The organism is Burkholderia sp. YIM B11467, from assembly GCF_052952715.1.
In genome coordinates, this window is sequence record NZ_JBQVSQ010000003.1 from 720,745 (window position 1) to 733,460 (window position 12,716).

A 12,716-nucleotide genomic window follows, 5' to 3' on the forward strand; every position below is an offset into this window, starting at 1 on the left:
CCCGCGCGGATTCGCTCCGTCACGGTGCGCAGCGCCCGTTATCTGTTTATAATCAAAGCAATTTTAAAGGATTCGAAGGTGGTTGTATGCTGGATCGTGAAGGCTTTCGCCCGAACGTCGGCATCATCCTCTTGAACGCGCGCAACGAGGTGTTTTGGGGCAAGCGGCTCCGCGAGCATTCCTGGCAGTTTCCTCAAGGTGGGATCAAGTACGGCGAGACCCCCATGCAGGCGATGTACCGGGAATTGCACGAGGAAACGGGCCTGCATCCGGAACACGTCAAGATAATCGGTCGCACGCGCGACTGGTTGCGTTACGAGGTGCCTGACAAGTTCATCAAACGCGAAGTACGCGGTCATTACCGCGGCCAGAAGCAGATCTGGTTCCTGCTGCGGATGGTCGGACGCGATTGCGACATTTGCTTGCGCGCGACCGATCACCCGGAGTTCGATGCGTGGCGCTGGAACGAGTACTGGGTGCCGCTCGATGCGGTAATCGAGTTCAAGCGGGATGTCTATCAGTTGGCGCTGACGGAACTGTCGCGCTTCCTGCGCCGCCCGGCGCAGCGAGCCGAGAAGCCGCGTGGCCCGCGCCTGTCGCGCTATCCGCGCGTCATCGGCGTACAGGCCCAGCAGACGTTGACGATTGTCGACACATCGGTAGTCTGTTCGGAGATCGAAGTGGAAGCGGGCACGCTGGACGAGATGCCGCCCCGCGTGATCGTCGGCAAATAACGAGTCGGACTGCATGACCGGGCGCGACCTTGGTGTCGCGCCCTTTTTTTACGAGGAATGCATTTTGAAAGCGATTGCTCTCGCGCTCGCATCGATTGCCGCGGCGGCCACCCTGGCCGGTTGCGCGAATTCGAAGACGCCGACCAACAAGGATGACAGCGAGTTCGTGTATCTGCTGGACCGTCAGGGCAACTGGAAGGAAAACGCGGTCGACACGCTGCCGCCGCTGCCGCAAGCGGCAGACCTGCTGCCGTTCAGCGTATCGCAGAACACGCCGCTCAAGTTCTTCGTCGATGCGAAGTCGCTCGCGGTCGGCACCGACGGCGTCGTGCGCTACGCGGTCGTCATCACGAGCCCGGCCGGCGCGCGCAACGTGAACTATGAAGGCATCCGCTGCGACACCTATGAATGGCGACAGTACGCCGGCCTGAATTCGGATCACGACGGCTGGGACCGCACGGTCGAAAACGACTGGCAGCGCATCGAGAACGGCGAACTGAACGCCTATCACTCGTCGCTCTACCAGGACTACTTCTGCTCGAACAAGATGCCGCAGGGCTCGACCCAGCAAATCCTGGAGAACATCCGGTTTCACCGCACCGCGATGACGCAGTTGCGCTGACGGCGCGCGGTGCGGGCCATACGCCCGTCCCGCCCCATGAAAAAAGCCCGCGTGACGCGGGCTTTTTTATTTGACTGCCGAAACCGCAGCCGGCGGTCACACCAGCACGAGGTTGTCGCGATGGATCAGTTCGGGCTCCAGCATGTAGCCGAGCACGGCCTCGATCTCGCCGCTCGGCTTGCGATGGATCAGTTTCGTCTCCGCGCTGCTGTAGTTGGTAAGCCCGCGCGCCACTTCGCGCCCGTCGGGGCCGACGCACGCGATCACCTCGCCGCGCGCGAACGCGCCCTGAACGTCGATCACGCCGATCGGCAGCAGGCTCTTGCCGCCGGCCGTCAGCTTCTCGACCGCGCCGGCATCGATCACGACATGGCCGCGCACCTGCAGATGGTCTGCCATCCACTGCTTGCGCGCCGCCATCCGCGCGGTACGTGCGATCAATTGCGTGCCGATCGCCTCGCCGGCCGCCAGACGCACGAGCACGTCGGACTCCCGGCCGCTCGCGATCACCGTGTTCGCGCCGCTATGCGCCGCACGCTTCGCCGCGAGGATCTTCGTCAGCATCCCGCCGCGGCCGAGGCTCGAACCCGCACCGCCCGCCATCGCCTCGAGTTCCGGCGCGCCCGCATTGGCCTCGGCGACGAGCGTCGCGTTCGGATCCTTGCGCGGATCGGCCGTGAACAGCCCCGTCTGGTCGGTCAGGATGATCAGCGCATCGCCTTCGATCAGGTTCGCAACGAGCGCGCCGAGCGTGTCGTTGTCGCCGAACTTGATTTCGTCGGTGACGACCGTGTCGTTCTCGTTGATGATCGGCACGACACCGAGCCGCAGCAGCGTGAGCAGCGTCGAACGCGCATTCAGGTAACGCTCGCGGTCCGCCAGGTCGGCGTGCGTGAGCAGGATCTGCGCGGTGCGGATGTTGTGCTCGGTGAAGCGGCTCTCATAGACCTGCGCGAGCCCCATCTGGCCGACCGCGGCAGCGGCCTGCAACTCGTCGATTTCCCGCGGCCGCTTGCTCCAGCCGAGCCGTTGCATCCCTTCGGCAATCGCCCCCGAACTGACGAGCACGACTTCCTTGCCCTGAGCGCGCAGCGCAGCGATCTGGGCCGCCCAGCGACCGATTGCAGCATGATCGAGCCCCTTGCCGTCGTTGGTCACGAGGCTGGAACCCACCTTCACCACCAATCGCTTCGAATCCGCGATGATCGAACGCATCCTGCACTGTCTCCTGTATCTGATGCCTGCCCGGCCGGGCGCGATTGGCCGACGCCGGGCGGCACGCCCGGCGTGTTCCGGAACCGCTCAGGCGTCGTCGCCCGGCGCTGCACCGCCGTCCGCGGGCGGCGGCGCATCGCGGAAACGCACGTCCGCCGCGAGATCTTCCGCTTCCGCCGCACGATGCGCGTCCGAATGTTCGGACAGGTAGTCGTAGATCGCGTAGCACAGCGCTTCGCAGCCCTGGCCCGTCAGCGCCGATATCTCGAACACGGGGCCGTCCCAGCCGAAGCGATCGAGGAAATCGGCGACGCGCGCCTTGCGCTCGTCTTCCGGCACCATGTCGAGCTTGTTGAGTACCAGCCAGCGCGTCTTCTCGAAGAGCGCCTCGTCGTACTTGCGCAGCTCGCCGACGATCGCGGTCGCTTCCGCGACCGGATCGACGCTTTCATCGAACGGGGCCAGGTCGACCAGATGCAGCAGCACGCCGGTGCGCTGCAGGTGGCGCAGGAACTGATGCCCAAGGCCCGCGCCTTCGGCGGCGCCCTCGATCAGCCCCGGGATGTCGGCGATCACGAAGCTCTTGCTCGGCCCGACGCGGACCACGCCGAGATTCGGCGCGAGCGTCGTGAACGGGTAGTCGGCGATCTTCGGCCGTGCGTTCGACACCGACGAGATGAACGTCGACTTGCCCGCGTTCGGCATGCCGAGCAGGCCGACGTCGGCGAGCACCTTCAGTTCGAGCTTCAGCATGCGCCGTTCGCCCGGCTTGCCGTCCGTCTTCTGGCGCGGCGCGCGGTTCGTGCTCGACTTGAAATGCAGGTTGCCGAGCCCGCCGGAGCCGCCCTGCGCGAGCATCACCTGCTGGTCGTGCTCGGTCAGGTCGGCGATCAGCTCGCCGGTATCCATGTCGCTGATGATCGTGCCGACCGGCATGCGCAGCGTGACGTCGTCGCCGCCCTTGCCGTAGCAATCCGAGCCGCGACCGTTTTCGCCGTTGCGCGCCAGGTGCTTCTTCGCGTAACGGTAGTCGATCAGGGTGTTGATGTTGCGGTCGGCGATCGCGTAGACGCTACCGCCCCGGCCGCCGTCGCCGCCGTCCGGCCCGCCGAACGGGACGAATTTCTCGCGGCGCATCGAAGCGCTGCCATCGCCTCCGTCGCCGGCGATGACTTCGATTCGTGCTTCGTCAATGAACTTCATTCGTCACTCCGCCCAGTATTTCCGCTATTGTGCCGCGCGCCGGCGCGCTTGAACAATCTGCCGTTCGGCCGATCGTACGCTGGTCACGCGACGGTCGCCGGCACGCAAATGCGCCCGGCGACCCAATAAAAAAAGGCCCCGCGAAGACTGCGGGGCCTTTCGGCTACGAAGCCCTTGGTGCCTAAATAAACTTAGGCAGCCGCCGGGACAACGATGACCAGATGCTTCTTGTCCGCGCCCTTCGTCGCGAACTTCACGTGACCGTCGACCAGCGCGAACAGGGTGTGATCCTTGCCCATGCCGACGTTCTCGCCTGCGTGCATACGCGTACCGCGCTGACGCACGATGATGCCGCCGGCATTGATTGCCTGGCCGCCGTACACTTTCACGCCGAGACGTTTCGACTCGGAGTCGCGGCCGTTCCGGGAAGAGCCGCCTGCCTTTTTGTGTGCCATCTGATTGCTCCTTTACCGAGGCGCTTACGCGTTGATCGCGTCGATGCGCAGCTCAGTGTAGTTCTGGCGGTGGCCGCCGTGCTTTTGGTAGTGCTTCCGGCGACGCATCTTGAAGATGGTGACCTTGGCATGACGACCGTGCGACACAACGGTGGCCTTGACGGAAGCCCCACTGACCAGCGGCGTACCGAACTTAATCGATTCGCCTTCGCCCACTGCGAGAACCTGGTCGAGCGTGATTTCAGCGTCAATGTCAGCCGGTATCTGTTCTACTTTGAGTTTTTCGCCAACGGCAACTTTGTACTGCTTGCCGCCGGTTTTTATGACCGCGTACATTGAGAACCTCACTCTGGATCCAAATTTTCCGCACACCACGCGCGGAAAACACGTGATTATACATGGGGTTAGCACCGAAGTCAAAACCGATCGGCGATTACCGCGCGCGGGCCTCGGCCGGACGGCCAAAATCACGGCCGCGGCGCGTCCGACAGACCGGGATATCGCGGATTCGACTTATAATCCGCGGCATCACCCAATTCCATCATCATGTCGTCGTCCACCGCCTCCCCCACCCTCAGCGCCGCCCACCTGCTCGCTCCGATCACCAGCGACATGGAGCAGGTGAATCGCGTTATCCGGCAAAGCCTCGCGTCCGACGTGCTGCTGATCAACCAGATCGCCGAGTACATCATCGGCGCGGGCGGCAAGCGGCTGCGTCCGGCGTTGCTGCTGCTCGTCGCCGGCGCGCTCGGCGAAACGTCGCATCAGCGGCACGTGCTGGCCGCCGTCGTCGAGTTCATCCACACGGCCACGCTGCTGCATGACGACGTCGTCGACGAATCCGAGCTGCGCCGCGGCCGCCAGACAGCCAATGCGCTGTTCGGCAACGCGGCGAGCGTGCTGGTAGGCGATTACCTCTATTCGCGCTCGTTCGAGATGATGGTCGGCGTCGGCAAGATGCGCGTCATGGAGATCCTGTCCGAAGCAACGACGATCATTTCCGAAGGCGAGGTGCTGCAGCTCCTCAACATGCACGACGCGGACGTCGACGAAACGCGCTACATGCAGGTGATCCGCTACAAGACGGCCAAGCTGTTCGAGGCGTCGGCGCGCCTGGGTGCGGTGCTCTCGGGCGCCGATGCGCCGACCGAGGCTGCCGCCGCCGAATACGGCCGCCGGATCGGCACCGCGTTCCAGATCATGGACGACTGGCTCGACTACGCGGGCACCGTCGAGGCAATGGGCAAGAATGCCGGCGACGACCTGCGCGAAGGCAAGCCGACGCTGCCGCTCATCTATCTGATCGAACGCGGCACGCCCGAACAGTCGGCGCTGGCTCGCGAGGCGATCGAACAGGGCGGCACCGATCGCTTCGACACGATTTTCGAAGCGATCACGCGCTCGGGCGCGCTCGATCACACGCTCGAATGCGCGCGCCAGGAAGCGCAGGCGGCAGCGGCAGCGATCGCGGCATTCCCCGATTCGATCTATAAGGAAAGCCTGCTCGAGCTGTGCTCGTACTCGACGTCGCGGCAGTCTTGAGCGCATCGCATGCGTCGCCACCGCCGTGACGACGCATGTTCGACACGGGGCGATCACCCGTCTCGAAAATTTTCTTCGCCAAGGTATTCCATTTTCGAAAAAACGTCGTTATAGTTACGTTCTTGCTCGACGACACAGCGGTCTTGAAAAAGACTGCGAAATCGGAAGAGTACAAATCGGGGTGTAGCTTAGCCTGGTAGAGCGCTACGTTCGGGACGTAGAGGCCGGAGGTTCGAATCCTCTCACCCCGACCAGATTTGTGAAAAACCGTGCACTGCGTGCACGGTTTTTTTTTGTCCGGCCGCAGCGGACCCATCGTGTCGCGCACGACACATCGCGGTCGCCGGCCTCTGCTATATTCCCTCCATCCCTGTCCTTCACTGCCCTTTCCGACGCGTGGACCAAATTCCCTTATGGGCGCAAATCGGCGCCGTCTTCCTGCTTCTTCTCTGTTCCAGCTTCTTTTCGATTTCCGAGACCGCGATGATGGCGCTCAACCGCCATCGGCTGAAGCATCTCGCCGGCCAGGGCGTGCTCGGCGCGAAAACCACGCAGGGCCTGCTGACGCGGACTGACCTGCTGCTCAGCGTGATCCTGATCGGCAACAACCTGTTCAACACGATCATCCCGGTCCTGACGACGTCGCTCGCGCTCCATACGTTCGGCCGCAACAATCTCGCGCTGTCGATCGCGACCGGCATCGTCGCGTTCCTGATCATCGTGTTCGCGGAAATCGCGCCGAAGATCGTCGGCGCGACCTTCCCCGAACGCATCGCACTGCCCGCGAGCCTCGTGATCGCGCCGCTGATGCGCGTATTCAAGCCGCTCGTCTGGTTCGTCAACGCGCTCGCGAACGGCGTGCTGTGGGTGCTGCGCATCAATACAAAGAAGGGCCGCGACCAGCGGATGTCGGCCGACGAGCTGCGCGCCATCGTGCTCGAGTCGAGCAGTTTCATGCCGACCAAGCACCGCAGCATCCTGCTCAACCTGTTCGATCTCGAGAACATCACGGTCGACGACGTGATGGTGCCGCGCCGCCAGATCGAGTCGCTGAACTTCTACGCGCCGCTCGACGACGTCCTGCATCAGCTCGAAACCTGCTATCACAACCGCCTGATCGTCTACGAAGGCGACATCGACAAGGTGCTCGGCGTGCTGCACGTGCGCAAGACGCTCACCGCGCTGCACAACCAGGATTTCGACCGCGAGACGCTGCGCTCGCTGCTCGCCGAGCCGTACTACGTGCCGTCGGGCACGCCGGTGGTCCAGCAGCTCCAGTATTTCCAGGAATCGCGGCAGCGCACCGCGCTCGTCGTCAACGAGTACGGCGAGCTCGAAGGGCTCGTCACGCCCGAAGACATCATCGAGGAACTGATCGGCGAATTCACGACGTCGATGCCGCGCAGCGAACGTGCCGGCGGCTGGGACGAGAACGGCGAATGCATCGTCTCGGCCAGCATGCCGCTGCGCGAGCTGAACCGCTGGCTGCACCTGAAGCTGCCGACCACCGGGCCGAAGACGCTGAACGGGCTGATTCTCGAAATCCTCGAGGAAATTCCGGAAGACGACGTGTGCGTGAAAATCGGCGACGTGATGCTCGAGGTGATGCGCAGCGACGATCAGGCCGTGCGCACCGTCAAGATCTTCAAGCCGCGCAGCAGCGCGCGCACCGCACGCGCCGCCACGCGCTAGCCGAACGGCCGACTGCCGGCGCCGCCCGCGACGCGCGACCATCTGCAGGTCACGGTCAACAGGCGGCCAACGCGCCGGCTCACATGCACTTCCCTCCTCCCGGGGCGCCACTGCGCACGCAGCCGCCCCTCCATGCCGATGCGTCGCCCGCCGCCGCGCCACGCGCGCTCGACGCGGCCCAGCTCGACGATGCACCGGCCGTGCGGTTATTGACCGACACGCTTCACGCGGCACGCGTGCGCGACGCGTCCGACATCCACGTCGAACCGTTCGAAGCCGGCTGGCGCATCCGCCTGCGCATCGATGGCGTGCTGCATGAACATGCGCGGCCCCCCGTTCATCTGCGCGACGCGCTCGTCACGCGGATCAAGGTACTCGCGCGCATGGACATCGCCGAGCGGCGGCTCCCGCAGGACGGCAGGCTGCGCATCTCGATCGACGGCGGCACGCGCGGCGACTATCGGGTCAGCTCGCTGCCCACGCTGTTCGGCGAAAAGATCGTGCTGCGGCGCCTCGACACGCTGCCTCCCGATCTCACGCTCGCCCGCCTCGGCTTCGACGCGCAGCAGGCAGCCGCGATGGAGGCGGCGATACGCGCACCGCATGGCCTCGTGCTCGTCACGGGCCCGACCGGCAGCGGCAAGACGCTGTCGCTCTACTGCGCGCTGCAGATGCTCGATCGCGATGCGCACAATGTCTGCACGGTCGAGGATCCCGCCGAGATCCAGCTCGACGGGATCAACCAGGTCGGTGTCGCCGAAAAGACGGGGCTCACCTTCGCGACCGCGCTGCGCGCGCTGTTGCGACAGGATCCGGACATCATCATGGTCGGCGAGATTCGCGACGCGGAGACGGCCGACGTCGCGATCAAGGCTGCGCAAACCGGCCATCTCGTGCTGTCGACGCTGCACACGAACGACGCGCCGGCAGCCGTCGCGCGGCTGCTCGACATCGGCGTCGCACCGTACAACCTGGCGGCCGCGCTGCACCTCATCACGGCGCAGCGTCTCGTCCGGCGGCTCTGCACCGCCTGCCGCGCGCACTCGGACGCACCGGCGCGCGTGCTGCGGGAAGCCGGCTGCGACCCCGCGGCCCTGGCAGGCGGATGGCGGCCGTTCGTCGCGCGGGGCTGTTCCGCCTGTCACGGTATCGGCTATCGCGGCCGCATCGGCCTGCATCAGACGATGCCGGTGTCTCCCGAGCTGGCGGAGCGCATCGTCGCGCGGGCGAGCGTCGGTGAACTCGCGCAATGCGCGGCGGCCGCCGGCATGCGCAATCTGCGCGACGCGGCCTTCGCGCGTGTCCGGGACGGCACGACGAGCATCGCGGAAGCCGTCGCCGCGACACCCGTGGCATGAGCATGCGCACGCCACCGCGCGAAACCCGCTTCGCGTGGCGCGGCCGCCGCCGCGACGGCACGCCGTGCCGCGGCGGTGTCATTGCCTTCGACGCCGCCGCTGCACGCGCCACGCTCGCGCGCGGCGGCATCGCGGTGTTGTCGCTCGATGTCCGCGGGCCGGCCCGGCCGCCGACGGCCGGCGCACGGGACGTCACACGCTTCACGCGCCAGCTCGCGAGCCTGCTGCAAGCCGGGCTGCCGCTCGCGCCGTCGCTCGAGATGCTCGCGCGTACGCGCACACGCGACGGGCTGCCGCGCATCGCGGCGGGCCTCGCCCGCGAGATCGTCGGCGGGCGCCGCTTCGCCGACGCGCTCGCACGCTATCCCTCCCAATTCGGCACGCTGTATCGCCAGCTGATCGAGGTCGGCGAAGCATCCGGCTCGCTCGGCATCGTGCTGACACGGGTTGCGGAACACCGCGAGCGCGCCGACGCGCAGTGGCGCAAGCTGCGCGCCGCGCTCGCGTATCCGGCGGCCGTCATCCTGTTCGCGCTCGCGATCTCGGCTGCGTTGATGGTGTGGGTCGTACCCACGTTCCGGCAGATGTTCGACGGTTTCGGCGCCGCACTGCCCGCGCCGACCCGCGCGCTGCTCGCGGTGTCCTCCGCGTTGTCGGCGTGGGGTGGCGTGCTGGTTGCCGGTGCTACGGCAGCAGGGCTTGCCGCACATCAAGCGCTTCGGCGGTCGGCACCGCTGCGCCACGCGGTCGCACGGCACCTGCTGCACGCGCCGCTCGCTGGCAGCGCGCTCGGGCGGTTCGCGGTCGCCCGCTGGTGCCGCTCGCTTGCCACGCTGCTCGGCGCCGGTGTGCCGCTTGCCGACGCCTTCGCCACGCTCGAGCGCACGGCCGGCCATCCGGTGTTCGAGCATGCCACCGCGCACATCGCCGCACGTGTGCTGCGCGGCGCGCGTCTCGCCGACGCGATGCAGTCGGCCGGCTGCTTTCCCGACGACGTCGTGCAGCCGATCGCCGTCGCCGAGGAGACCGGTGCGCTCGACACGATGCTCGCCGACATCGCCGCGCTGTGCGAACGCCAGCTCGATGCGCGTCTCGAAACGCTCGCCGCGCTCGGCGAACCGCTGATCGTGATCGTGCTGGGCGCACTCGTCGGCGGCCTCGTGATCGCGATGTATCTGCCCATCCTTCAGCTCGGCAACGTGGTGTAGCATCGCAACCGATTCTGTCGCCTTTTAGTCCGAACCTTGACCCTCATGACGCCAGCGCCCCTGTCCGCCGTTCCCGATTCGCCCGAGAGTACGCTGCTCGCGCTGGCGCTGCTGCCGCCCGCGCTGCAGTATGCGTTCGCGGTCGTCATCGGTCTCTGTGTCGGCAGCTTCCTGAACGTGGTCGTGCACCGGCTGCCGGTGATGATGCAGCGCGCGTGGCAGGCCGAGATCGCCGAAGCGACCGGCAACACCGGCGCCGCCCCCGACGACGGTTATCCGCCGCGCTACGATCTGTGGGGCCCGCGCAGCGCATGCCCGCATTGCGGTCACGTGCTGCGCGCATGGGAAAACATCCCGGTCGTCAGCTACCTGATGCTGCGCGGGCGCTGCCGGCGCTGCAGCCACCCGATCGGCATCCGTTATCCGCTCGTCGAGCTCGCGTGCGCGCTGCTCGCCGCCGGCTCGCTCGCGGCGTTCGGCCCGACCGTCGCCGCGCTTGCCGCCTTCGCGCTGTGCGCCGCGCTGCTTGCGATGAGCGCAATCGATATCAGCACCGGCTACCTGCCCGACTCGATGACGCTGCCGCTACTCTGGGCGGGGCTCGTGCTGAATCTCGGCGGTACGTTCACGTCGCTGCGCTCGGCCGTGATCGGCGCGATCGCCGGCTACCTGTTCCTGTGGTCGATCTACTGGCTGTTCAAATGGTTGCGCGGCATCGAGGGCATCGGCTTCGGCGACCTGAAGCTGCTTGCCGCGCTCGGCGCGTGGATGGGTTGGGCCGCACTGCCGCAGGTCGTGCTGTTCGCCGCGGTGACGGGCGCGATCGTCGGGCTGGTCGCGACCTGGCGCGGCCGCATGCGCTTCGAAGAGCCGATTCCGTTCGGCCCGTTCCTCGCGGCAGGCGGCGTCGCGACGCTGTTTTTCGGTACCCCTTTCTATGCGGCGCTCGGAGGCTGACATGTTCGCAGTAGGACTCACCGGCGGCATCGGCAGCGGCAAGACAACCGTCGCCGACCTGTTCGCCGCGCGAGGTGCATCGCTCGTCGACACCGATCTGATTGCCCACCGCATCACTGCACCGGGCGGCCTCGCGATGCCGGCGATCGAACAGGCATTCGGCCGCGGCTTCGTGGCCACCGACGGCTCGCTCGATCGCGCGAAGATGCGCACCCTGATCTTCAGCGACGACGACGCGCGCCGGCGCCTCGAAGCGATCACGCATCCGCTGATCCGCGCGGAGACCGATCGCGAAGCCCGCGAAGCGCAGGGCCCGTACGTGATGTTCGTCGTGCCGCTGCTCGTCGAGTCCGGCAACTGGAAGGCGCGCAGCAATCGCGTACTCGTCGTCGACTGCCCGATAGAAACGCAAATCGCGCGCGTGATGCAGCGCAACGGCTTCACGCGCGAGCAGGTCGAGGCGATCATCGCGAGGCAGGCAACGCGCGAAGCCCGTCTCGCTGCGGCCGACGACGTGATCATCAACGACGCGACGACGCCCGCTGCGCTCGCCGTGCAGGTCGATGCACTGCACCAACGCTATCTCGGATTCGCGGCCGCCGCGCACTGAGCATTGCATGCGATCCTGATGGCGTACGAAATTGGCGCGTTGCTAGGGTAGAGAGTGAGCATTAGAATGTCCTGCATTGTTTCAATCCCTACCCAAGAGGCGAGCGCGCTTGATTCTTTACGAGTATCCGTTCAACGAGCGAATTCGCACGCTGCTGCGCCTCGAAGATCTCTTCGAGCGCTTCACGTTCTTTTTGGCTCAGGAGGACCCGCGTGAACACCACGTCGCGCTGACGACGCTGTTCGAAATCGCCGAGGTAACGGGCCGCGCGGACCTGAAATCGGATCTGATGAAGGAGCTCGAACGTCAACGCCAGACGCTCGCCCCCTTTCGCGGCAATCCGGGCATCGAGCAGAACACGCTCGAAGCCGTGCTCGGCGAAATCGAGCAGACGCTCGCGAATCTCGCGCAGATGCAGGGCAAGACCGGCCAGCACCTCGTCGACAACGAGTGGCTCGCCAGCATCCGCAGCCGCGCAGTCATTCCCGGCGGCACGTGCAAGTTCGACCTGCCGTCGTATTACGCGTGGCAGCAATGGCCCGCCGAGCAGCGGCGCCAGGACATCGCGAAGTGGATCATGCCGATGCTGCCGTTGCGCGACGCCGCGGCAATCGTGCTGCGCCTCGCGCGCGAATCGGGTCAGGCGTCGAAGGTCATGGCAATGCAGGGCAGCTACCAGCAGATGCTGTCCGGCCGCACCTACCAGTTGATGCAGGTGCGCGTTCCGCCGGAGCTGCGCGTCATTCCCGAAGCGAGCGCCAACAAATACATGCTGTGGGTACGGTTCACCATGCAGGATGGCGATGTGCGGCCGCGTGCGGTGGACATCGACGTACCGTTCCATCTGACACTGTGCAATCTGTAACGGCCGCGTGCCGGATCAATGCTTTCGTATGACTACCGTTGTGAAATGCCCGTCGTGCAGCGCCGAAGTGCGCTGGACGCCTGAAAATCAGTTCCGTCCGTTCTGTTCGGCCCGCTGCAAGCAGCTCGACCTCGGCGCATGGGCCGCGGAAAAGTACCGGATCGGCGGCACCTCCGACGAGGGCCCCTCGTCAGAGGAAGACGGAGAGGACGGCCGCCGCGACAGCTGAGCGGCTCGCGGCACCGCCCGCCGCCG

14 protein-coding genes and 1 tRNA gene are annotated in these 12,716 nt (G+C 66.0%); 11 read left to right on the forward strand and 4 right to left on the reverse strand.

Annotated features, from left to right (window positions below):
- The first annotated feature begins 86 nt into the window (after window positions 1–86).
- Both ACTRWB_RS15280 and ACTRWB_RS15285 read left to right on the forward strand, forming a co-directional pair.
- On the forward strand, window positions 87–734 hold the full coding sequence (locus ACTRWB_RS15280; protein ID WP_129513651.1) for an RNA pyrophosphohydrolase: 648 nt from the start codon (window positions 87–89) through the stop codon (window positions 732–734).
- Between the two features lie 13 nt (window positions 735–747).
- Window positions 748–1,356 (forward strand): CNP1-like family protein, encoded by a 609-nt coding sequence (locus ACTRWB_RS15285; RefSeq protein WP_412022520.1) that lies wholly within the window; start codon window positions 748–750, stop codon window positions 1,354–1,356.
- Between the two features lie 96 nt (window positions 1,357–1,452).
- On the opposite strand, the gene proB is transcribed toward ACTRWB_RS15285, so the two are convergent.
- From proB to rplU, 4 genes are all read right to left on the reverse strand, one after another.
- Window positions 1,453–2,571, reverse strand: a complete 1,119-nt coding sequence (proB, locus tag ACTRWB_RS15290; RefSeq protein ID WP_048251144.1) for a glutamate 5-kinase — start codon at window positions 2,569–2,571, stop codon at window positions 1,453–1,455.
- Window positions 2,572–2,658: 87 nt separating this feature from the next.
- On the reverse strand, window positions 2,659–3,774 hold the full coding sequence (gene obgE / locus ACTRWB_RS15295) for a GTPase ObgE (RefSeq protein WP_193097586.1): 1,116 nt from the start codon (window positions 3,772–3,774) through the stop codon (window positions 2,659–2,661).
- 191 nt (window positions 3,775–3,965) lie between these two features.
- The gene (gene rpmA, locus ACTRWB_RS15300) at window positions 3,966–4,229 is read right to left on the reverse strand and encodes a 50S ribosomal protein L27 (protein ID WP_006476999.1); all 264 of its coding nucleotides are present in this window, start codon (window positions 4,227–4,229) and stop codon (window positions 3,966–3,968) included.
- 24 nt (window positions 4,230–4,253) lie between these two features.
- Window positions 4,254–4,565, reverse strand: a complete 312-nt coding sequence (gene rplU / locus ACTRWB_RS15305) for a 50S ribosomal protein L21 (RefSeq protein ID WP_006025184.1) — start codon at window positions 4,563–4,565, stop codon at window positions 4,254–4,256.
- 210 nt (window positions 4,566–4,775) lie between these two features.
- Here rplU and ACTRWB_RS15310 point away from each other — a divergent pair, with 210 nt between their 5' ends.
- The 9 genes from ACTRWB_RS15310 to ACTRWB_RS15350 all read left to right on the forward strand — a co-directional run bounded on the left by ACTRWB_RS15310 (window position 4,776) and on the right by ACTRWB_RS15350 (window position 12,690).
- Window positions 4,776–5,771 carry a polyprenyl synthetase family protein gene (locus ACTRWB_RS15310; protein WP_129513649.1) on the forward strand — a complete coding sequence of 332 codons (996 nt, stop codon included), beginning with the start codon at window positions 4,776–4,778 and terminating at the stop codon, window positions 5,769–5,771.
- Window positions 5,772–5,948: 177 nt separating this feature from the next.
- Window positions 5,949–6,025 (forward strand) — tRNA-Pro (locus tag ACTRWB_RS15315).
- A gap of 142 nt (window positions 6,026–6,167) precedes the next feature.
- Window positions 6,168–7,463 carry an HlyC/CorC family transporter gene (locus ACTRWB_RS15320; RefSeq protein WP_446902355.1) on the forward strand — a complete coding sequence of 432 codons (1,296 nt, stop codon included), beginning with the start codon at window positions 6,168–6,170 and terminating at the stop codon, window positions 7,461–7,463.
- A gap of 83 nt (window positions 7,464–7,546) precedes the next feature.
- A complete protein-coding gene (locus tag ACTRWB_RS15325; RefSeq protein WP_446902356.1) occupies window positions 7,547–8,821 on the forward strand; it encodes a GspE/PulE family protein in 1,275 nt (424 codons plus the stop codon).
- The gene (locus tag ACTRWB_RS15330; protein ID WP_446902357.1) at window positions 8,818–10,029 is read left to right on the forward strand and encodes a type II secretion system F family protein; all 1,212 of its coding nucleotides are present in this window, start codon (window positions 8,818–8,820) and stop codon (window positions 10,027–10,029) included. The genes ACTRWB_RS15325 and ACTRWB_RS15330 overlap by 4 nt, the downstream gene beginning before the upstream one ends.
- Window positions 10,030–10,074: 45 nt before the next feature.
- Window positions 10,075–10,986, forward strand: coding sequence for a prepilin peptidase (locus ACTRWB_RS15335; protein ID WP_446902358.1), 912 nt, complete (start codon window positions 10,075–10,077; stop codon window positions 10,984–10,986).
- A 1-nt stretch (window position 10,987) separates the two neighbouring features.
- Window positions 10,988–11,596 (forward strand): dephospho-CoA kinase, encoded by a 609-nt coding sequence (gene coaE / locus ACTRWB_RS15340; protein ID WP_446902359.1) that lies wholly within the window; start codon window positions 10,988–10,990, stop codon window positions 11,594–11,596.
- 109 nt (window positions 11,597–11,705) lie between these two features.
- Window positions 11,706–12,461 (forward strand): cell division protein ZapD, encoded by a 756-nt coding sequence (gene zapD, locus ACTRWB_RS15345; protein WP_446902360.1) that lies wholly within the window; start codon window positions 11,706–11,708, stop codon window positions 12,459–12,461.
- Window positions 12,462–12,489: 28 nt separating this feature from the next.
- Window positions 12,490–12,690 (forward strand): DNA gyrase inhibitor YacG, encoded by a 201-nt coding sequence (locus ACTRWB_RS15350; RefSeq protein ID WP_193097580.1) that lies wholly within the window; start codon window positions 12,490–12,492, stop codon window positions 12,688–12,690.
- Window positions 12,691–12,716 lie beyond the last annotated feature (26 nt).

Bases quoted from the DNA above. Each gene is read 5' to 3' on its own strand.
- ACTRWB_RS15280 (WP_129513651.1), top strand. From the start codon at position 87: ATGCTGGATCGTGAAGGCTTTCGCCCGAACGTCGGCATCATCCTCTTG.
- ACTRWB_RS15285 (WP_412022520.1), top strand. From the start codon at position 748: ATGACCGGGCGCGACCTTGGTGTCGCGCCCTTTTTTTACGAGGAATGC.
- proB (WP_048251144.1), bottom strand. From the start codon at position 2,571: ATGCGTTCGATCATCGCGGATTCGAAGCGATTGGTGGTGAAGGTGGGT.
- obgE (WP_193097586.1), bottom strand. From the start codon at position 3,774: ATGAAGTTCATTGACGAAGCACGAATCGAAGTCATCGCCGGCGACGGA.
- rpmA (WP_006476999.1), bottom strand. From the start codon at position 4,229: ATGGCACACAAAAAGGCAGGCGGCTCTTCCCGGAACGGCCGCGACTCC.
- rplU (WP_006025184.1), bottom strand. From the start codon at position 4,565: ATGTACGCGGTCATAAAAACCGGCGGCAAGCAGTACAAAGTTGCCGTT.
- ACTRWB_RS15310 (WP_129513649.1), top strand. From the start codon at position 4,776: ATGTCGTCGTCCACCGCCTCCCCCACCCTCAGCGCCGCCCACCTGCTC.
- ACTRWB_RS15325 (WP_446902356.1), top strand. From the start codon at position 7,547: ATGCACTTCCCTCCTCCCGGGGCGCCACTGCGCACGCAGCCGCCCCTC.
- ACTRWB_RS15330 (WP_446902357.1), top strand. From the start codon at position 8,818: ATGAGCATGCGCACGCCACCGCGCGAAACCCGCTTCGCGTGGCGCGGC.
- ACTRWB_RS15335 (WP_446902358.1), top strand. From the start codon at position 10,075: ATGACGCCAGCGCCCCTGTCCGCCGTTCCCGATTCGCCCGAGAGTACG.
- coaE (WP_446902359.1), top strand. From the start codon at position 10,988: ATGTTCGCAGTAGGACTCACCGGCGGCATCGGCAGCGGCAAGACAACC.
- ACTRWB_RS15350 (WP_193097580.1), top strand. From the start codon at position 12,490: ATGACTACCGTTGTGAAATGCCCGTCGTGCAGCGCCGAAGTGCGCTGG.